15 protein-coding genes and 1 pseudogene are annotated in these 20,179 nt (G+C 39.3%); 14 read left to right on the top strand and 2 right to left on the bottom strand.

Annotated features, from left to right (window positions below):
• Window positions 1-624: 624 nt before the first annotated feature.
• Together ACO5V7_RS05295 and ACO5V7_RS05290 are read left to right on the top strand one after the other, a co-directional pair.
• Complete coding sequence (locus tag ACO5V7_RS05295) at window positions 625-2,850, top strand: pneumococcal-type histidine triad protein (RefSeq protein WP_485485340.1); 2,226 nt, start codon at window positions 625-627, stop codon at window positions 2,848-2,850.
• 147 nt (window positions 2,851-2,997) lie between these two features.
• Entirely contained in the window at window positions 2,998-4,323 is a 1,326-nt protein-coding gene (locus ACO5V7_RS05290) for a C1 family peptidase (protein ID WP_485485339.1), read from the top strand.
• Between the two features lie 520 nt (window positions 4,324-4,843).
• Here the strand turns inward: ACO5V7_RS05290 and ACO5V7_RS05285 are convergent.
• Entirely contained in the window at window positions 4,844-7,369 is a 2,526-nt protein-coding gene (locus ACO5V7_RS05285) for an ABC transporter ATP-binding protein/permease (RefSeq protein WP_485485338.1), read from the bottom strand.
• A 159-nt stretch (window positions 7,370-7,528) separates the two neighbouring features.
• On the opposite strand from ACO5V7_RS05285, the gene ACO5V7_RS05280 reads away from it, so the two are divergent.
• Window positions 7,529-7,933, top strand: a complete 405-nt coding sequence (locus ACO5V7_RS05280) for a cytidine deaminase (RefSeq protein ID WP_485485337.1) — start codon at window positions 7,529-7,531, stop codon at window positions 7,931-7,933.
• Window positions 7,934-7,991: 58 nt separating this feature from the next.
• On the opposite strand, the gene ACO5V7_RS05275 is transcribed toward ACO5V7_RS05280, so the two are convergent.
• Window positions 7,992-8,702, bottom strand: a complete 711-nt coding sequence (locus ACO5V7_RS05275) for an SMI1/KNR4 family protein (RefSeq protein ID WP_485485336.1) — start codon at window positions 8,700-8,702, stop codon at window positions 7,992-7,994.
• 147 nt (window positions 8,703-8,849) lie between these two features.
• Here ACO5V7_RS05275 and ACO5V7_RS05270 point away from each other — a divergent pair, with 147 nt between their 5' ends.
• From ACO5V7_RS05270 to ACO5V7_RS05220, 11 genes and pseudogenes are all read left to right on the top strand, one after another.
• A complete protein-coding gene (locus ACO5V7_RS05270) occupies window positions 8,850-9,404 on the top strand; it encodes a LemA family protein (protein WP_298648520.1) in 555 nt (184 codons plus the stop codon).
• 32 nt (window positions 9,405-9,436) lie between these two features.
• Window positions 9,437-10,327: a zinc metalloprotease HtpX gene (gene htpX / locus ACO5V7_RS05265; protein WP_485485335.1), complete on the top strand. Its 891-nt coding sequence runs from the start codon at window positions 9,437-9,439 to the stop codon at window positions 10,325-10,327.
• A 95-nt stretch (window positions 10,328-10,422) separates the two neighbouring features.
• Window positions 10,423-10,668: a hypothetical protein gene (locus tag ACO5V7_RS05260; protein WP_485485334.1), complete on the top strand. Its 246-nt coding sequence runs from the start codon at window positions 10,423-10,425 to the stop codon at window positions 10,666-10,668.
• Between the two features lie 269 nt (window positions 10,669-10,937).
• Window positions 10,938-11,705, top strand: coding sequence for a hypothetical protein (locus tag ACO5V7_RS05255; RefSeq protein ID WP_485485333.1), 768 nt, complete (start codon window positions 10,938-10,940; stop codon window positions 11,703-11,705).
• Between the two features lie 170 nt (window positions 11,706-11,875).
• Entirely contained in the window at window positions 11,876-12,949 is a 1,074-nt protein-coding gene (locus ACO5V7_RS05250) for a D-alanine--D-alanine ligase (RefSeq protein WP_485485332.1), read from the top strand.
• A gap of 11 nt (window positions 12,950-12,960) precedes the next feature.
• Window positions 12,961-14,346 (top strand): UDP-N-acetylmuramoyl-tripeptide--D-alanyl-D-alanine ligase, encoded by a 1,386-nt coding sequence (locus ACO5V7_RS05245; protein ID WP_485485331.1) that lies wholly within the window; start codon window positions 12,961-12,963, stop codon window positions 14,344-14,346.
• Between the two features lie 608 nt (window positions 14,347-14,954).
• Entirely contained in the window at window positions 14,955-16,484 is a 1,530-nt protein-coding gene (gene cshA / locus ACO5V7_RS05240) for a degradosome RNA helicase CshA (RefSeq protein WP_485485330.1), read from the top strand.
• A 109-nt stretch (window positions 16,485-16,593) separates the two neighbouring features.
• Entirely contained in the window at window positions 16,594-17,304 is a 711-nt protein-coding gene (locus ACO5V7_RS05235; protein WP_485485329.1) for a CPBP family intramembrane glutamic endopeptidase, read from the top strand.
• Between the two features lie 175 nt (window positions 17,305-17,479).
• Window positions 17,480-18,240, top strand: a pseudogene (locus ACO5V7_RS05230) (CPBP family glutamic-type intramembrane protease).
• Window positions 18,241-18,633: 393 nt separating this feature from the next.
• Complete coding sequence (gene lplA, locus ACO5V7_RS05225; RefSeq protein WP_485485328.1) at window positions 18,634-19,665, top strand: lipoate--protein ligase; 1,032 nt, start codon at window positions 18,634-18,636, stop codon at window positions 19,663-19,665.
• Between the two features lie 146 nt (window positions 19,666-19,811).
• Window positions 19,812-20,165 (top strand): hypothetical protein, encoded by a 354-nt coding sequence (locus tag ACO5V7_RS05220; RefSeq protein WP_485485327.1) that lies wholly within the window; start codon window positions 19,812-19,814, stop codon window positions 20,163-20,165.
• Window positions 20,166-20,179: the final 14 nt, after the last annotated feature.

Here is a 20,179-nt window from a genome sequence, read left to right as displayed (position 1 = left end):
ACTCGCGCAAGTTGCCGACAACATCGAGCAGTTCATTGCTTTAACTCCGGTAAAATAAAACAGAATATCTGACAGATTCATCCATCTTTCGATGGGATGGATAAACCTTCGAGCATCAGTTTGATGATTGAAAGAGTCATAGTGGGGTACCGGCTCGTGCCTGTAGTCACTCACCTTTGAAGCCTCAAAGAGGGAGTAAGGAATCAATTCCTAACTCCCTCTTATTCGTTTCAATACGATTTCCCACTATTCTTTCAATCAACTGATGCTCGAAGGTTTATCCATTGTGCTCTACAATTGGAGTAGCCAGATATTCTGTTTTATTTTCCTTTTTTGATAAACTACTGCGATGTTATCGGCAATGCTTAGGAAGGGAACGCAAGGGGTGTGTGCTTCATTATCGGAGTAAGTTTAGCGATTCTGATTGGTTCGCTATTAGTATAATTCAATTTTCTATTTATCGATAAAAACTCGATTCTTTTAGGATTTTTTTAAACAGTTATAGTTGGAGTTAAAAGGTTAAGAATGAAGATTTTTCTCACAAAGTGGTTGACAGAAGCGAGGTAGGGTAGTATATTGTAAAACGTAACAAATACGATTTAGAATATTTTTGGGGGAAATTTAATGAAATTACTAAAGAAATCACTCTTTATTGGAAGTGCCAGTATCGCTCTATTAGGCGGATTTGTTTGGGTGAATCAACAAGGCGCTGTGAAACAAGAAGAACCAGTTGCAGAGGATACAACAAAAGAAGACATCGATAAGGAGAAATTAGCCAAATACGAGAAAGCGGCTGAAGAAATTAAAAAGAATAAACCTAAAACGATTGTGGGTGAAGTTTTTACAAATGGATATCTTAAAAAACATGGAGATCACTATCATTTCGTCTATGGAGAAGTTCCAAAAGATGCTATTTTAGAGCATAAAGACTGGAAGACTGCTTATCCATTGAATTCTAACGACGACCATTATACTTTTGATTTCAAAGATGTTGTTGAGGAGAATGAGCTTGGATATGTGGTGAGACACGGGGATCATTACCACTTTATTTATAAAAGCCAATTGAATCAGACCGCTCATTCGTTATCTTCACCAGGTCTAGTTCAATCCAATTTTGGAGGAACAACAGGAGCATTCCTGTCAACACCTCCTTCAACTTCAAAAGAGGAGAATCAAACACCTGACACCTCTTCAGGTGAAAAACAATTTCCAGGAATTCATTATCCTACGAGCGATGGATTTTTATTTGATGGAAATCATATTATTGGAAAAACAAGCAAGTATTTACTAGTTGCTCATAATGGTAGTTTAAAAGATGTTCATGTAATTCCTTATGAGCAACTCGTAAATAGTCAATGGGAATATTTGATCCCTAAAGAAAATCTAGAAGAAGCCAGAGCACGGTATTATGGTCGAAAGGTTGAGGAAGCACCCGAGACTAACGAACCAAATACCACGCAGGAACCGACTCCCTCAGAAAATACGACTCAGGAAAATAAAGAGGATAAAGAGTTAGAGAGAAAAATCGAGGAAAAAATTGCTCGAATTATGAAAGAATATGGGGTTAAACGAGACCAAATTGTAGTCGATAAGGGAAAAAATTCCATTATTTATCCTCATGGAGATCATCATCATGCAGAACCGATTGATGAGAGTAAACCGTTTAGTGGTGGGCATTCTCATCATGATTATGAAACCTCTAAACCAGAAGATGGAGTAACCAAAAAACAGAATAATAAAGTGTATTCTGGTGCGGAATTAGAAGAAGCAATTGCGCTGTTGAAAGCAAGCACTTTTAATAATCAGGCATTTACTTTAGCCAATGGGCAGAAGCGTGTTTCATTCACATTTGCTCCAGGAATCGATGAGAAATTAGGAACGAATATGATTGTAAAACTCACAACTCCAGACGGTCATCAATTAGAGAAACTATCTGGGCGAGTGTTTGGAGATGGAGTTGGAAATATTGCGAACTTTGAACTTCTTAAATCATATCTTCCAGGAGAAACATTTAAATATAGTATTACTTCAAAAGATTATCCAGAAGTTCATTATGAAGGAACGTTCACAGTGACTGCATCTCTTGCTTATGAAATGGCTAGTCATACTATTTTCTATCCGTTTTATGCCGGGGACACTCATCTCAGATTGAAACTACAGTATAAGATTCCGGGAGGAACAGAAGCATTGGTCCGTGTGTTTGATGAGTTCCACGGAACACCATACTTGGAAAATAACTATAAAGTAGGGGAAATTCAGTTGCCGATTCCTGAAGCCTATAAAGGAGTCACTTCTACTCCGGGGAATGTCATTCGAGTGACTTTTATGGCGAACCCTTACGAAGAAAATGAATCATATTATGTGGTTGAAGTTCCAGTCTTAGATCCAAAACAAAAGACGGAAGAACCGGGAGTGCTCAAACAATTCCAAGAGCATGCGCAAAAAGATGCAGAAAAAACAGAACCATCCACAGCAAATACAGGGGAAAAGGGACAAGGAGAAAAAGAAAAACAACCAGAAGAGGCGCCGCAAAGTACTTCAGAAGAACAAAAGGAAACAACGAAAGAAGAGAAAGCTTCAGACTCAACGTCTAAGCCAAGTGATTCGCAATCCCAACCTGAAACTCCATCGACTCCAAAGCCTCATGAAAATGAAGGTACAGAGCCTAGTTTAGATTCAGGAGAGAATGACGAGCCTGCAGTGGATCCTGTCCAAGAAAAACTTGCTAAGTTTGCTGCTAGTTATGGAGTAGGATTAGATAGTTTAGTCTTTAATATGGATGGAACGGCGGAATTACGCTTGCCAGACGGAAGGTCCATTCCAATCAATATGGCGGATTTTACAAAATAAGAGGGTATTAGAAAAAGACGGTAAGAATACCGTCTTTTTTGATGGAAACAAAATATAAAGGATATTGTTTCTTTTTTATTAAATCGTATTGCATCCGTTTCTTAAGAGGAGTACGATAAGAATATTAAGATTAAAGGAGATGAAGTGATGTTTACGTTAACAAAGGAATTGACGAAACAATATAAAGAAAGTTTTCAAAGTAAGCCAGAGCGTATCGTGGCGCAAAATGCTGCGGTAAAGAATGGCTTGAAAGGATCTAGTGAGACGGTCGCTTCTGTTGTGGAAAATCAGCCGGTGTATTCGATTGATTTGGAACACGGGAAAGTAGCCAACCAAAAGGCTTCAGGTCGTTGCTGGATGTTTGCGGCGCTGAATACATTCCGCCACAGACTCTTTAATAACTTCAAGCTCGAAGAATTTGAACTCTCACAAAGTTATACATTCTTCTGGGATAAATACGAAAAGGCAAATTATTTCCATGAAAATATTTTAAAAACGGCGGGGGAACCTGTGACAAGCCGCAATGTAGCCTTCCTTTTACAAACGCCTCAACAAGACGGTGGTCAATGGGATATGATTGTGTCTATCTTCAAGAAATATGGAGTTGTGCCAAAGAGCGTGATGCCGGAAAGTTTTTCAAGCTCGGCTTCAAGCGATTTGAACAAATATTTAAATAAAAAACTTCGCCAAGACGCAAAAGTGCTCCGTGACTTAGTGGCACGTGGCGCTAGTGAAGAGGAAATCAACGAAACGCGTAAACAATTAATGCAAGAAGTGTACGATTTACTTAGCGTGACTCTTGGAACTCCTCCAGAAACATTCGACTTCGAATATCGTGATAAAGATAAGGAATTCCACCGTCACTTGAATTTGACACCACAAAGCTTTTTCGAACAATTCGTGGGCTTGAACTTGGACGATTACGTGTCTATCATCAACTCACCAACAACGGACAAACCATTCAACCGTTCATACACTGTTGACATGCTTGGAAATGTCGTTGGAAACCAAGTGCGCTACTTGAACCTTGATATGGCAACGTTCAAAGAATTAGCGATTCGCCAATTAGAACAAGGCGAGTCAGTCTGGTTCGGTTGCGATGTTGGTCAATCTTCAAACCGCAGCAATGGCCGTCTTGCGCTGAATAACTTTGACCTTCAAGGCTTAACTGGAATCGACTATTCACTTACTAAAGGAGAACGTCTTGAATACGGCGATAGCTTAATGACACACGCGATGGTATTAACAGGGGTGAACCTTGTCGATGGTAAACCTAATCGCTGGAAAGTGGAAAATAGTTGGGGTGAAGAATCTGGGGTTGAAGGGTTCTGGATGATGAGCGATGCGTGGATGGATGAGTATACGTATCAGATTGTTATCAGAAAAGACTTGCTTACAAAAGAGCAACTCGATGCCTTCAACAGCGAACCAATTGTATTAGCGCCTTGGGATCCAATGGGGTCTCTGGCGTAAGGACAGAATTTATATAAAATAAACTAAAACAGTGTCACTTTAAACATCTTCAGATGTATTAATAGTGGTAAATATAAGGATACCACCTGGAGCCTGTAGTCTCCAGGTTCCCAAGCTTCAAACAGCTGCTAGGAAATAAATTTCTTAGCAGCTGTAATTCACATTGGGTATTTGTCCTTACAAATACCACTATATAATCTGAAGATGTTTTTCGTTCCACTGAAAAAGTTTGTGTTAAATTCTGTTCTTACGCTAGACTTGATGCTAATACAATTGGTTGTATAAAGCGGAGTTGTCTTTTGTTTTTTTTATGGCTAGGAGTGCAGAGTCCAGAGGGTTTTTGTTTTCTTTAGTTTAGGCAAAGTTAGACTGCATCCCATGGCTAACTCAATTGGTTGTGAAAAGTCGAGTTGTCTTGTGCTTTTTAGGAAAGGGAGCGAAATTAACATATATGTTAATTTAGGCAATGAAAAAGGTGGGTAAAGGCTGCGCCTTTATCCACCTTTTCAAATTTTAATGGTTATTCGCTACGGAGCGATTCGACTGGATCTTTCTTTGCGGCGATACGCGAAGGAATTAAACCAGCCAATACTGTAAGAACGATAGAAATGAGAATTAGGATAAGAGCGGCATCCCATGGTAATTGTGCAACTCCGTCGACCTTGGTTGTTTGTGCAACAATTGCATTAATTGGGAAAGTTGCAAGGAGCGTAATCGCGATACCGAGTACCCCGGAAATAAATCCTTCGATAGCAGTTTCTGCAGTAAAGATGCGACGGATATCTTTCTTCGAAGCCCCCATTGCACGTAGGATTCCGATTTCTTTTGTACGTTCGAGAACTGAGATGTACGTGATAATCGCAATCATAATCGATGAAACGATAAGGGAGATAGCAACAAAACCAACAAGTACGGTTGTTATCACGCCCACCATTGTCGTAATCGAAGACATGATGGTTTGAATATCGTCGGAGTAGGCGAGCACTTTATCGTCTTCGCCGGCGTCTTTTTTGGCCGTGTTATAGGTGTTGATGAAGTCCTTCAATTCTTGTTTTTGTTGGAACGAAGAGGTGTAGAACTCGATAGCTGCCGGTTTGGATTTGTCGATAACACCTAATTTTGCCAAGTTTTCTTCGTAAGTGGTAGCCAAGTTGTCGTTGTATTGTTGGACGTATTGCGCTTGTTGTTCAGGCGTCATTTTTGCCAATTGAATTTTTTCTTCTTCGGTTAAATCAGCCGAATTGAATGGTTTTGGGTCTTTAGCAAATTCTTTTCCAGTAAATACATTGATGGTTGGGTTGGCTTCTTGCTCCTTCACGATGTCACTATTTTGAATTTGCTCAGAAGTGTAATCGATAAGGGCGCTTGTATAGGCTACTCCGCCAGAAGGAGAGTTCACACTAGATCTTGTGCCTTCTTTTTGACGAAGAACACCGACAATTTTAAGCTCAAGGCCTTTCTCGATTTGTGTCTTCATATACGATTGGTTGTCAATTTTATTAATCCATTGGTTGTTTTCCTTAACGAATCGGTTTGTGTTGACAACGGCTTTGAATGTTTTTCCGATGAAATCGCTATATTGATACGTTTGCAATTTGAGTTCGTCCAGTTTTTTCGCATCGTTTAATTCGCTAGGATCTTTGATACGCAAGTTATAAAGGAGTAGATCACTGATTTGGTTATCTTCATCGACGATAAGGACGATTTCTGATTTATCTTTTGGCAAACGTCCTTCCAAAACATCGTACTGACTTTCTAACATGGCCGTATCACTCGAAAGTTCACTCCAATAGTCAATATTATTCAAGTAGCCTTTCATTGTTTGATTAGAAGTTTCGACTTCATCTGCAAGAGTGGAAGGAAGGATACTATTTGGACCATTGGAAGTATCGCTTTCATAAATGTAAGGTTGTAAATTGTATTGATAATGAACATCTTTTGTAAGAGCTTCGACTTGAGAAGCATTCTCTTCCAAATATTTTTTAAAAGAAGCTAAATCATTTTTCCCGATTTGTTTTTTTAGTAATTTTGTAAGGACGGTATTAACACCGAGTTCATTATTCTCTTTAAAAGGCTTATCACCTAAATCAGGCGGAGTGGCTAGCAGATTGCTTTGGTTCTGCTCGCTAATCGTCAGTGGAAGAGAGACGAGGGTATCTTCTTGCACCTTCTTCACGTAGTCGCTCACACCATTCGAGAGGGCCAGGATAAGGGCAATCCCGATAATCCCGATAGAACCGGCAAAGGCAGTCAGGAAGGTACGGCCTTTCTTCGTCAATAAGTTATTAAACGAAAGGGCCAACGCCGTCATAAAGCTCATCTTCGTCTTGGTGAACTGAATATCGCCTTGTGTTATCTCCTCTGTTGGGTTGTACGGATCTGAGTCGCTCAAGATACTGCCATCCAATACTTGTACAATTCGAGTAGAATATTTTTCAGCAAGTTCTGGGTTATGCGTCACCATGATAACCAGACGTTCCTTGGCAATGTCTTTTAATAACTCCATGATTTGAACAGAAGTCTCGGAATCGAGCGCTCCTGTAGGTTCGTCAGCTAAAACGACTTTTGGATTATTCACAAGGGCACGCGCAATTGCGATTCGTTGCATTTGTCCCCCAGACATCTGACTTGGTTTCTTATATAAATGGTCTTTTAGACCAACTCGTTCGAGCGCTTCGATGGCACGTTTTTTGCGTTCCGCTTTGGAAACACCAGAGAGCGTCATCGCAATCTCGACGTTTGAGAGTGCCGTTTGGTGGCCGATGAGATTATACGATTGGAAGACAAACCCAATCGTATGGTTTCTGTAGCTGTCCCAATCGCGGTCTTTAAATTGCTTTGTTGATTTTCCTTGGATGAGTAAATCACCAGATGTGTATTGGTCGAGTCCACCGATGATATTTAATAGGGTGGTTTTCCCAGAACCCGATTGCCCGAGAATGGAGACAAACTCATTTTCACGGAAGTGAATCGAGATATCCTTCAACGCGTGAAACTCTTGATTAGCTGTATGATAAACTTTTGAAATATGTTGTAGTTGTAGCATCACCAAGCTCCTTTCATCAATGTCCCTAGTGTACCACAGTTGCGGAGTGTACACATAGGACTGAAGTAGGAAATTTAGTAAAAAGTTGGTAGGGGAAATGTTGAAACTCCTTATAAAATCTGTATAATAGGAATACAACAATAAAAAGGAGTTCAACGAATGACAATTGATAAAGTAGCTCTTATGGAGCAAGCAAAAGAAGTGTTAAAAAATGCCTACTGTCCGTATTCAAAATTTCCTGTAGGAGCTGCGGTTTTATATAAAGATGGCCGTGTGATTACAGGTGCGAATGTGGAGAATGTATCGTTTGGGGTGACAAACTGTGCAGAACGTAGTGCTATTTTCTATGGTGCTTCGCAAGGCTACCGCCAAGGAGATATTGCAGCTATTGCAGTTGCAGGAAAGACAGAAGGCTTCCTACCTCCTTGTAACATTTGCCGTCAAGTCATGGTTGAATTCTGTGGACCAGAAACTCCAGTATTTCTATTGAATGGGAAAGGTGAAATTCTCGAATTAAAATTAGAAGAACTTGTACCTTATTCGTTTACTACGTTGACAATGTAATACTGAAATAAGACAACAAAAAGGGAGGATTATGTCCTCCCTTTTTGTATTACATTTTCTAATTCTTTCTAACGTATTGACAACATTGTTCAAACTCAGGATAAGAATTAAACTCCATGGGCAAATAGGTCTGAACAAATAGGAATCTTTCTTGACAAATGTCAATTAGTGCTGCATTTTGGGATGTCTCTAAAATAGATAAGGTCCATTGTAGGTATAATTGAGGATAGACCTCTTGCGCAATTTCAAGTAAAGTATCGATTTGCTGGAGATTTTCTTGGCCAATTTGTTGATTCAATGTGTGAAGAGTCATCCAGTTTTTTGAATCATAGTTTACTTCTTCCATAGTCATTTCTAATCGATTAAGAAAATCTGAAAAGTTGTCAGCAATCGTCATCCATTGATCCATTTCTGTGTCAACAAATCGAATACTGGGTTCCGTTTGAGAACCCTGTTGATAATCGAAGCAATAATAAATGGGGCCATCTTGGAAAAATATAACAAGATATTCAGGAAGACCGGTTTCTGTATCCTCCCACTCTTGACATAAAATACTTGGGAAATAGGGACCAGAAGTAAATCCGCAAATTCCATTACAAAGAGCATACTCTAATCCAAAACGAGTAGGTTCGCTTGTTTTAATCTTAGTTTTCTTTAAATAGCCGGCACCGTTTTCTTTAAGAAAAGAAAGATATTCTTTTGGAAGTGAAAAACGATGGAAGGATTGAAGTGTTTGTGGAATGGGAGAAAAAAAGTGATGTTGAATCATAGTACTCCTTTCTACGAAAAAATCCTACTAAAGTAGGATTTGTTTAGCAATAGTATCTGCTATCATCTACTTAATTCATTGTACACTCAATATAAAAAATATGGTACAATGAAGGTAACAAAAATAAAGGAGTGTTTAAAAATGACAATATTATATATTATTCTTGGAATTGTAGCGGTACTTATAATTTGGGCAATTGCTTCTTATAATGGTCTTGTGCAACAAAAAAACTGGGTAAAAGAAGCATGGTCACAAATTGATGTACAATTGCAACGTCGTAATGATTTAATCCCTAACCTTGTTGAAACAGTCAAAGGATACGCAAAACATGAACAAGATACATTAACTCAAGTGATTGCAATGAGAAATCAAATTGCTAATATGGGTAGTAATGTTTCTCCGCAAGAAAAAATGGATGCTTCAAATCAATTAACAGGAGCCTTAAAAACAATTTTTGCTCTAGCAGAAAGCTATCCTGAGTTAAAAGCAAATACTAGCTTCTTGAATCTTCAAGAAGAACTAACAAACACTGAAAATAAAATTTCGTATTCTCGTCAATTATACAATTCTAGTGTGGCCAAATATAATATCTCAATTCAATCCATTCCAACAAACATTATTGCTGGGTTTGGCGGATTTACAAAAGAAGATTTATTAGAAACTCCAGTAGAAGCTCGCAAAGTTCCTGAAGTTAAATTTTAATCAACATTCAATCTGAAGGAAGGAGTACTGATATGTTACATCAGCAAATTGCTTCTAATAAAAGAAGAACAATTGTTGTGATTGCTTTATATATGGTGCTCTTCATTGCGGTAGGAATCGGAGTTGGATATTCCACATTAAATAATGCAACAGCTGGAGTAATCCTTGCTGTAGTAATTGGTGGAATTTATTCATTGATGATGATTTCGAATGCGACAAATGTAGTGATGCAGTTAAATCATGCCCGAGAAATCACGGATAAAAATCAAGCGCCAATGTTATGGAATATTGTGACAGATATGTCGATGGTTGCTCAAGTTCCAATGCCTCGAGTGTTTATTATTCAAGATGAATCTCCGAATGCTTTTGCAACAGGAAGTTCGCCTCAAACAGCTGCAGTAGCAGTGACAACAGGGTTACTTGAACGATTAAATCGTGAGGAATTGGAAGGCGTTATTGCTCATGAATTTGGGCATATTCGCAACTATGATGTTCGTTTACAAACCATCGCTATTGCGCTTGGAGCAGTCATAGCATTACTGGTTCAATTTGGTAGTCGAATGATGTTCTGGGGTGGCGGAAGAAGACGTAGTGATAATGATGATGAAGGCGGAGCCAATGCAATTTTTATGGTGGTTGGTCTAGTTGCAATGATTCTTGGACCATTTATGTCGACGATTTTACAACTCGCATTATCCAGAAACCGTGAATATTTAGCGGATGCAACAGCAGTCGAATTTACAAGAAATCCTTATGGACTTATTTCTGCCCTAAGAAAGATTTCTGAAGCACCGCCAATGACGGAAGCGAATAAACAAAGTGCAACATTATACATTTCGAATCCGTTTGGAGAAAGTGGCGATTCGCTTTTTGCAACCCACCCTTCAACGGAAAACCGTATTAACCGTTTAGAAAAAATGTAAAAATTAGACTGGGGGAATCCTCAGTCTTTTTGTTTTCTTTGAAGAGATGAAACAGAAGGTAGAACTTTTTAGCTATAAGGAAAGAGGTTAGGTGGATGTCATTCATTAGGAAAAATGTACTACTGGAAGAGGGGACGTTCTTGTATTATCTACATGAAGAAAGTCTCTTTCACGAAGAATCTTATAAGGGGTTATGTGCTTATATTGAAGGGTTGGAATCTATTTCATTAGAGGACTTTAAAAATTTTGTTTTTCTTCATCACCAAGTGATTCGTCATTTAGTGTATCATTTTGACCCTGTGGATATTGTTGAATTAAAAAGTTTTCCAACAGATTACTGAGAAGTGATTGACAGAATGGATTCTGCTGTGAAAAGAGTTACTCAGAAAGTAAAATTCGAAGAATAGGCGCCCTTATAGAATGAGAGAAAAAGAGTTGAAGAAATCACTTCAACTCTTTTTATGTGTAAAGGGTGGAAATTCTACTTTAGAATGTTGCTAAATTGTTACAAAAGAAAACGGTTCAATTGTAAAATGTAATCTAATTTATATGTTTTATAGTTTGAAAATCATTTATAATGGAGATTATAAAACTTAGGAGGTGGGAGTCTGTGGCAAAACAATTGTATATCCATTATGATAGCGTATCGAACCATGTGTTGGCGAAATCGATTGCGTTCCATTTGTCTGCCTTACCACAGTCTGAAATCCCTCAAAATATCCTCCTTTTGAATGGGAAATCTAGTCTTGCCACTCATGATGCTTATACTGGATTTATGTGGATTAAAGGACGCAAAAATGTGTTGGAATATCTTCAAGGTGTAGCAGAAGGAAAAGAAGCTCCATCAAACTGGGTTGATTTTGACTCTATTGAATTCGTTCATCAACTCACGCCGCAAGAGATTGCAGATCTACTCTATATCTCTCATGCGAAAACACATTTACACTCACCGTTTTTCTATAAATTACAAAATAATTTTATTTTTCTATGTTTGGATAACGAATATTCTAAAGTTTACTATCGGAAAATCGAACAGTTTTTACCGCTTTTATCAAGACAAGTACAAATTGAGATGACGGATATTTTAAATCAATCGCCGAAGTTTTTCTTCTTTGGTTCTGAAAAAGAAGCTGAAGCGATTTCGATTGAAGCTTTGAAAGAAATGATGCCTCTTTATCGCGAAGGAATCAGTTTGGCATTTGATCAAGTGAATAAGCAAGAGGATATTTATGAAATACCGATTTTCTTGACGGAAGATCGTTACCACTACGCAAATAAAGCAGTGACACAAAACGTGCGCATTGGACAATTAACGTATAACGAAACGTATCAAAATTGGAAAATTTCAGCAAAATTACCAATGACGGATGCCATTTAAAACACTTTTCAAAGAGAATCTTTGGAAAGTGTTTTTTGATGGTTTTGTCTGAACTTGTAAGGCTTCCGCCGTTTTGTTATACTGTAACGTGCAAGGTTATTATCTAAAATAACAGACATGGACCAGATAGATTGGTCGTTCGCTGAAAGCGAATAGTTTGGAGGATTCATATGAAAGTTGTTGTCATTTATGGCGGAAAAAGTGCCGAGCATGATATTTCAATCTTAACGGCAGGATCAATTATTAAAGAGATTTATTTTGAATATTACGATGTAGAGCCCGTGTATATTACAAAAGAAGGAACTTGGTTAAAAGGGGAAGCATTAAAGGCTCCAGTTGCCTTTGATCAAGCGCTTCGTTTAACAGAAGGGCTGGAAGCTCGTTTTGCAACGGTTGAAGGGGAAGTATCCACAGGAGTTCGCATTCAACCAAGTGATATTGCTGGACCAGATACAGTAGTCTTCCCGATTTTACATGGACCAAACGGAGAAGACGGGACCATTCAAGGACTATTTGAAATTCTAGATTTACCTTATGTAGGATGTGGCGTTTTAGCAAGTGCCAACGGAATGGATAAAATTGCTAGTAAGCACCTCTTCCAACAAGCAGGAATTCCACAAGTGCCATTTGTTCCTTTTGTAAAGGCAGATTTCAAAAAATCTCCTGAAGCGATTTACAATCGTATTGAAGGAACGCTGCGTTACCCAGTATTTGTGAAGCCTGCTAATATGGGTTCAAGCGTAGGAATTTCGAAAGCAACGAACCGTGAAGAATTAACCACTGCGATTGAGGAAGCTCTCAAATACGACCGCCGTATTGTTGTAGAGCAAGGAATTGATGCCCGCGAAGTCGAAGTAGCGGTTCTTGGAAACGATGAAGTGAATACTTCAGTTGTTGGAGAAGTGGTCAAACAAGCAGGATTCTACGATTACAATGAAAAATACATCAACAATACAACAACACTTCAAATTCCAGCAGCAATTCCTGAGGAAGTTTCTACAAAAATTCGTGAATATGCCGAAACGGCCTTCCGTTCGATTGATGGTAGTGGATTAACTCGTTGTGATTTCTTCCTTACTGAAACACAAGAAGTCTTCATTAATGAAGTGAACACAATGCCTGGGTTCACACAATTTAGTATGTATCCAAAATTATGGGAAGCAATGGGGATTTCTTATAAAGATTTAGTGGAAGAATTGATTCGTTTAGCCCTTAAACGCTATAACGATCGTCATGCAGAGTAAGGAGAAGAACGATGAGTATTGGAACAGTTGCCGAAATTACGAAAGCAGTTGGCGCGATTGATTATCAATCGGCACATCGATTCGAAACAATTGAGTCAGTAGCCTTTGATACTAGAAAATTAGGTCCGAATAGCCTGTTTGTTCCTCTAAAAGGGCAAACAGACGGACATGATTATATTGAACAAGCCATTCAAGCAGGCGCAACAGCCGTATTATGGGGTAAACATGACGTAACGCCGCCAGATGGGATTTGTGCCATTTGGGTGGATGACCCACTTCAAGCTTTTCAAAAATTAGCGAAATGGTACTTAGAAAAAGTGTCTCCTCGTGTCGTTGGGATTACAGGAAGTTCTGGGAAAACAACGACAAAAGATATGACAGCAGCCGCTCTTGGCGCACGCTACCGTGTCTATAAAACACAAGGGAACTTCAATAACGATATCGGCTTACCACAAACCATTTTAGATATGCCGGAATCAACTGAAGCACTTGTCTTAGAAATGGGAATGAGTGATTTCCACGAAATCGAGTTCTTATCAAAATTAGCACGCCCAGAAGTTGTTGCGATTACGCTCATCGGTGAATCGCATATGGAACAATTGGGTAGCAAGGAAGGTATTGCCAAAGCCAAACTTGAAATCCTTTCTGGACTACAAGAAAATGGAACCTTTATTTATCCAGCGCAGGAAGACTTAATTACAGCAGGGATTGCGCAAGCTGAAAAACCAGCAACCTTCAAAATCGTTACAGTTGGCGAAGGAAGCAAGGAACTCTCAGCTAAAAATATCGAACTGTATTCAGACCACACTGCGTTTGAATTAGTGACACCAACTGAAACTGTGGCGGTCACTTTACCTGTCCTTGGAGCGTATAATGTTTCAAACGCACTTTTAGCTATTGAAATTGCACGCACATTAGACGTTCCACTTTCAGATATCGTGTCCGCCATAGCGAACTTCGAATTGACGAAGAATCGTACTCAATGGGTGAAAGGACAAAACGGAGTAGCCATCTTAAACGATGCTTACAACGCCAGCCCAATCGCGATGAAATCGGTGATTCAATCATTTGTTTCAGTTGAAGCAACAGGCCATCGTGTCCTCGTTCTTGGGGATATCCGTGAACTCGGAGAACATTCGAAAGAATTGCACGCAAGCATTTCAGAAGTCATTTCTCCAAACGAAGTCGCACTTGTATACTTGTACGGCGAAGAAATGGAAGCACTCTATGATGCGTTGAAAGGTCAGTTCGATTCAGCAGCCCTTCACCATTACATGGACAAAGAAGCGTTGATTACTGACTTGAAAGCCCACCTCAAAGAAGGCGACCAAGTTCTTATTAAATCAAGCAACGGCACAGGCTTACTCGCCGTCGTCGATGCCTTAAAAGCAGAATAACAAAAGCAAAGTAAAGCGAGAGACGCCCCACCGTCGCTCGCTTTTTTTGTCCCCTCCCTGAGAACTATCTGTTATAAAGTGTCCCTATTTCTCAACCGCACCACGAGAAGCACTCCCTCCCTCCTCCTTCCGCTTTTTATTTTGAAATTGCTATTCTAGTAAATTGACGCTGATTCCGAAGAATCTAGCGGATTTTATAATGGTAGTGATGGGGGATAGCATTCAAAGTGAATTACGTACTCTTGAAAATTTATTTTCTAGAGTACGTTTGAATCTTGAAAGAGCTTGAGACCGTGGCTCAAGCCGGTGCCCCATTACAGCCATTATAAAAAATCCGCAAGGATTTGAAGGAATCAGCCTCAGTCAAAAAACTGTTATAAAAGCAATTTCAAAGAGTAAAAGCCGAAATCGTCGGCTTGTATTCTTTGCATTCTCGCTGGATGCGTGCTATACTATTCGCTGAGTTGAGAAATGTACACACATTTATAATAGATAGTTTGAAATTTAAACGATTGTAGAAGTCTGGTGCTCTTACGAAAAGCTCCAGACTTTTGTTATGAAGGGAAATCCCTCGTGTGCTTCTCACCGAAGTATCCAAGGAGGAAAATATGAAATTTAATGAATTAGGATTGGATTCTGCCTTACTAGAATCTATCGAAAAAATGGGGTTTGAAGAAGCAACTCCCATTCAAGCACAAACCATTCCAAAAGCGCTAGAAGGCTTAGATGTAATTGGACAAGCGCAAACTGGGACTGGTAAAACAGCCGCATTTGGTTTGCCAATGCTTCAAAAAATCGACCCAAGTAAAAAAGGCGTACAAGGACTTGTGATCGCACCAACTCGTGAACTTGCGATTCAAACACAAGAAGAATTGTTCCGTCTCGGACGCGACAAAAAGGTTCGTGTACAAGCCGTTTACGGTGGAGCGGACATTAACCGTCAAATTCGCCAATTAAAAGAAAATCCACAAATCGTTGTGGGAACTCCAGGTCGTCTTTTAGACCACATTTCACGCCGTACATTAAAACTTGCGACAGTGGAAACACTTGTCTTAGACGAAGCGGATGAAATGTTAAACATGGGATTCTTGGAAGATATCGAATCGATTATCAAACAAGTTCCAGAAAACCGCCAAACGCTTTTATTCTCTGCAACAATGCCAGATGATATTAAACGTATCGGTGTTCAATTTATGAAAGATCCAGAACATGTTCGTATCAAATCAAATGAGATGACAGCGACATTAATCGATCAATATTTCGTAAAATGTAAAGACTACGAGAAATTCGACATTATGACACGTTTATTAGATGTTCAAACGCCTGAATTAACCATCGTATTCGGACGTACAAAACGTCGTGTAGACGAATTAGCACGCGGACTTGAAATGCGTGGCTACCGTGCAGAAGGAATTCACGGGGACTTAAGCCAACAAAAACGTATGAGCGTTCTTCGTGACTTCAAGAACAACCATTTAGACATCTTAGTCGCTACAGACGTTGCGGCACGTGGACTAGATATCTCAGGCGTCACACACGTATATAACTACGATATCCCACAAGACCCAGAAAGCTACGTACACCGTATCGGACGTACAGGTCGTGCTGGTCAAGAAGGAATGTCAGTAACATTCGTGACACCAAACGAAATGGATTACTTACGTGTGATTGAAGAATTAACACGCAAACGTATGACAAGCCTTCGTCCGCCAACGCAAACAGAAGCTTTGGAAGGACAAACAAAAACAGCCATCGAGTCTATCGACGAAATGATGAAAACTGTGGAACCAAGACGTTTCAAAGAAGCGGTATCTTACTTATTAGACGAGTACGAACCAGAAGAATTGGCAGCTCTATTACTTAAGAGCATGATTAAAGACCCAACTGAAATTCCAGTTAAAATCACGCCAGAACGTCCATTGCCAAGCCGCAAACGTGGCAACAGCCGTGGAAATTACAACCGTAACGACCGTAAAGACAACCGCGGACGTAACGGGAAAGGAAGCTTCAAGCGCAAAGAAGACCGTCGTGGCCGTGGCTTAGAAGACGAATATACACGCGGATATAAAGGGAAAGATTCTCGCCGCCGTAACAACAAAAAGAAATCTGACAAAGGATTTACCATCCGTCAGAAATAATCAATGAGAGCAGACTAGTAAAAGGCTAGTCTGCTTTTTTTAAGAATCTCATATTGACAGTATCTGCTATAAAACGGTAATATAAGGAAAAAATGTGAGGTAGAAGTAAATGGGTGCTCGAATGAAAAAACCGCTTTGGGTTCTATTCTTTTTTGTAATGAATATTGCCATATACGGGGGAATTGAATTTGTGTTCAAAATGAATTTGTGGAATCTAGGTCGTCAAGCGGATATGTGGGAGTTAATTGTTAAGGTTATTTGCGTTGGCATTTTGGTATTTTGTATGTACAAAGTACACACAAAATTATTTAAGCCAACAGTAAAAAGAAAGTTTCAACTGATGGATTTAATTTTTGTTTTTGTAACGTATATTGCTGACATGTTTTTAAGCTATTTGATTTATAATTTGTGGAGTTCAATGGCATACGGGACAGGTCGAACAAAGCTAGTTGATTTTTTCTTTAGGGCGAATCTACCACTTACAACAGATAAATATATTTTTGCTTTAGCGGCACTAGAACTCGTTTGTTTTGCACCTTTGCTCGAAGAATTTCTTTTTAGAGGATTTCTGAATAATTTGCTTCGAGGAAAAGTGAATACTTTTGTTAGAATATCCATCGTATCAATTCTATTTGCAGCTCTTCATTTCCCGTATTATATCCATAATTGGATACAATTTATAGCTTATCTTATTCTCTCTATTGTTCTCTTTCTTGTTTATGAACGAAGAAGAAGTTTGTTTGACGCAATTTTATTACACAGCCTTTTTAATGGACTTCTTGTAATCTTGTTCATCGAAATACCGAGACGCTTCTTTTAGAAGATTAGTCAGTGACTTCTGTAAGGGAGTCACTTTTTTTGTAGCAATTTTTTGATTTTAGGTTTATTTTATTTTTAAGGAGTACTCTCTTATTAAAGAAGACGTCAAAAGAAACAAGCGATTTTCTTTCAATAGAACAGTGTTTTGATACAATAGGGGAAAGAGGGAACCAATCATGACAGTTTTAACTAAAATCAGACCAAAAGAACCATTAAAAACTTTAAAGTGGGTTGACATCCTCATCGTGATAATTATTATGTTCGGGGAGTTTATCATTCGATCCACGCAACAATTTCTTCAGAGTTTACAACCAGTAACGGAAGTGGCCCCACAGTATACGGAGACGGCAACGTCCTATAGCGACGGGACAGCGTATTCGAGTAATTTTACTCTACAGGTGATATTACTAGCGATTGCACTCTTGTACTTAGTCATCCGTCATTACGACTTCAAGCAGTTGAAGATTCGTTTTCACTGGTCCGTACTTATCTAGGTACCGGTATTATTCACGATGGTCGGCTTGTTCGGCGACGTCGTAACCACACTGAGCGGCGAATACAACTACTTCGACCCGGCGCTTGTTCCGTTCATGAACCCACAGGAAATCATCAATAAGTTCTTAGCGTTATCTCCGATGGCCCTCGCTTATGGGCTGTTAAATGGATTTTACGAAGAGTTCTTCTCCTTGGATTAATGACATCGGTGAAGGAAGAACATCAGTGGAAGGCTTTAGCATTCTCGACACTGGTTCGTTTCTCATTCCATACGTATCAAGGAATGTTGTGGGCAATTGTTATCGGTGTAGTGTATGGATTATTCTACTACTTCATGTACAAAAAAGTGGTGAAAAACCTATTACCATTCTTCCTTGTGCACGCATTGGCAGATATGTTTGGTTCAAGCTTCATCTACTTATTAATCGCATGGGCATACTAACACTGAGCAAAGCGCATCCTCGAAAGGGTGCGCTTTTTATGTTTCCTCATTCTTCTTGCGGATTTTTGATAGTAACTATAACGTTGCAACGGTGTAAGTCGGGGTCTTACACCTTTGAAGCTTCAAACGCGGAGTTTGGAATGGTCCAACTCCGCGTAATTCACATTCAATGCGAATCACGTTACAGTTACTATAAAATCGCAAGAATTCGAGGAAACATCAATGCGGGATTTCCGGTTGACTGACTATGAAAGGCTGCAATTACCATATATGGTAATTGCGTGTTGGAGTGGAGTAAAAATAGTGTAAAATCAAGCTTCTTTCTTATGTGTGAGGGGGATGGTTATGGTATGATAGCGCTAGTGATATCAGTAAAAGCGAGGGGATTTTTAGATGTTTTATGTAAAAAATCAACGAAATGGGAAAGAAATCTACGATGCAACCACAAACTTAGCTATCGAATATTTCTTGTTAAATGAGAAGAAACTCGATGAACCGATTTTGTTATTTTATATTAACGAAAATGCGATTATTATCGGGAAAAACCAAAATACCATCGAAGAAATCAATCAAGATGGTGTAGACAAGCTTGGCGTGCAAGTGGTTCGTCGTTTCTCAGGTGGTGGAGCCGTGTATCACGATATGGGAAATATTTGCTTCTGCTTCATTACAGAAGATGACGGTGATAGCTTCCGTGACTTTGGGAAATTCACAGAACCAGTGATTGAAGCTCTTCATAAAATGGGAGCAACAGGGGCAGAGTTACAAGGACGTAACGACCTTCTCATCGACGGCAAGAAATTCTCTGGAAATGCAATGTATTCAAACAATGGCCGTTTAACAGCGCACGGAACATTAATGCTGGATCTAGATGTGAGCATTTTGCCACAAATTTTACGTCCAAAACAAGAGAAAATCGAGTCAAAAGGAATCAAGTCGGTTCGTTCACGCGTAACCAATATCAAACCATACTTAGCGCCTGAATATCAAGACTTAGACATCTTACAATTCCGCGAAGTACTCTTGAAAAACATCTTCAATGTGGAAGATACATCAACGATTAAAGAGTATGTTCTAACGGATGAAGACTGGGTGCGTGTAGAAGAATTACGCAGCAAGTACTTCAATAATCCTGACTGGAACTACGGAAAGAATCCAAAATTCGAATTCAAGCAATCCAAACGTACACCAGCCGGACAAATCGAGTTCAGCTTAAACGTTGAAAAGAATGCCATCAAAGACATTAAGATTAACGGAGACTTCTTCGGTCTTGGTGAAATCAGCGATGTAGAAAAAACGCTAGTGGGAGTTGGATACAACCGCGAAGACTTAACAACAGCCTTCGAAGCCATCGATATCCGCCGTTACTTCGGTAATGTGACAGTGGACATCCTAGTGAACCTATTACTAGGGGTAGAAGAATAAAATATAAATTGGCTACAGCGGCCAATGATGCAACCGAACCTAGCAGTATTGCTAGGTTCTTTTTTTGCATGCGAGTATAGTAAAAATGCTGGGGGAGCAGTATAATAAAGATAAGTTCAGGAATCCGTTTTTAGGGATAGGGGTTGTTGGAAATAAGTCAAAAAGTTAGAGAAATTGGTACTATAGTATTTGGGGTCATCAGTGGTGTAAATGCCATCTATCAGTTACTATTTCGTCAAGATATCGCGTTATTTATTGTGAATGCGATTGTTGTTGGTATTGCCTTTTATTCTTGGTTGAATCGGGATAATCCAGAACAGCTCAAGAAGATGAATCGCGGAGGGGCTGTTATTTTGATTTGGATAGTCGCTTTCATCGTTTTTGGGGTTATTATGAATCATTTTGGGTATGAGCAATGGGAGTCTTGGCAAAAATCCGTCGTTAAATTCACGTTTATCTTTGGCTTAGTGACGGTAGTGAATCGGTATTTTAAAAAATAATCGTTTAATGGAGG

Source organism: Granulicatella sp., assembly GCF_057274575.1.
This window is presented reverse-complemented; position numbering and strand designations above follow the sequence as displayed.

Bases quoted from the DNA above. Each gene is read 5' to 3' on its own strand.
- ACO5V7_RS05295 (WP_485485340.1), top strand. From the start codon at position 625: ATGAAATTACTAAAGAAATCACTCTTTATTGGAAGTGCCAGTATCGCT.
- ACO5V7_RS05290 (WP_485485339.1), top strand. From the start codon at position 2,998: ATGTTTACGTTAACAAAGGAATTGACGAAACAATATAAAGAAAGTTTT.
- ACO5V7_RS05285 (WP_485485338.1), bottom strand. From the start codon at position 7,369: ATGCTACAACTACAACATATTTCAAAAGTTTATCATACAGCTAATCAA.
- ACO5V7_RS05280 (WP_485485337.1), top strand. From the start codon at position 7,529: ATGACAATTGATAAAGTAGCTCTTATGGAGCAAGCAAAAGAAGTGTTA.
- ACO5V7_RS05275 (WP_485485336.1), bottom strand. From the start codon at position 8,702: ATGATTCAACATCACTTTTTTTCTCCCATTCCACAAACACTTCAATCC.
- htpX (WP_485485335.1), top strand. From the start codon at position 9,437: ATGTTACATCAGCAAATTGCTTCTAATAAAAGAAGAACAATTGTTGTG.
- ACO5V7_RS05260 (WP_485485334.1), top strand. From the start codon at position 10,423: ATGTCATTCATTAGGAAAAATGTACTACTGGAAGAGGGGACGTTCTTG.
- ACO5V7_RS05250 (WP_485485332.1), top strand. From the start codon at position 11,876: ATGAAAGTTGTTGTCATTTATGGCGGAAAAAGTGCCGAGCATGATATT.
- ACO5V7_RS05245 (WP_485485331.1), top strand. From the start codon at position 12,961: ATGAGTATTGGAACAGTTGCCGAAATTACGAAAGCAGTTGGCGCGATT.
- cshA (WP_485485330.1), top strand. From the start codon at position 14,955: ATGAAATTTAATGAATTAGGATTGGATTCTGCCTTACTAGAATCTATC.
- ACO5V7_RS05235 (WP_485485329.1), top strand. From the start codon at position 16,594: ATGGGTGCTCGAATGAAAAAACCGCTTTGGGTTCTATTCTTTTTTGTA.
- lplA (WP_485485328.1), top strand. From the start codon at position 18,634: ATGTTTTATGTAAAAAATCAACGAAATGGGAAAGAAATCTACGATGCA.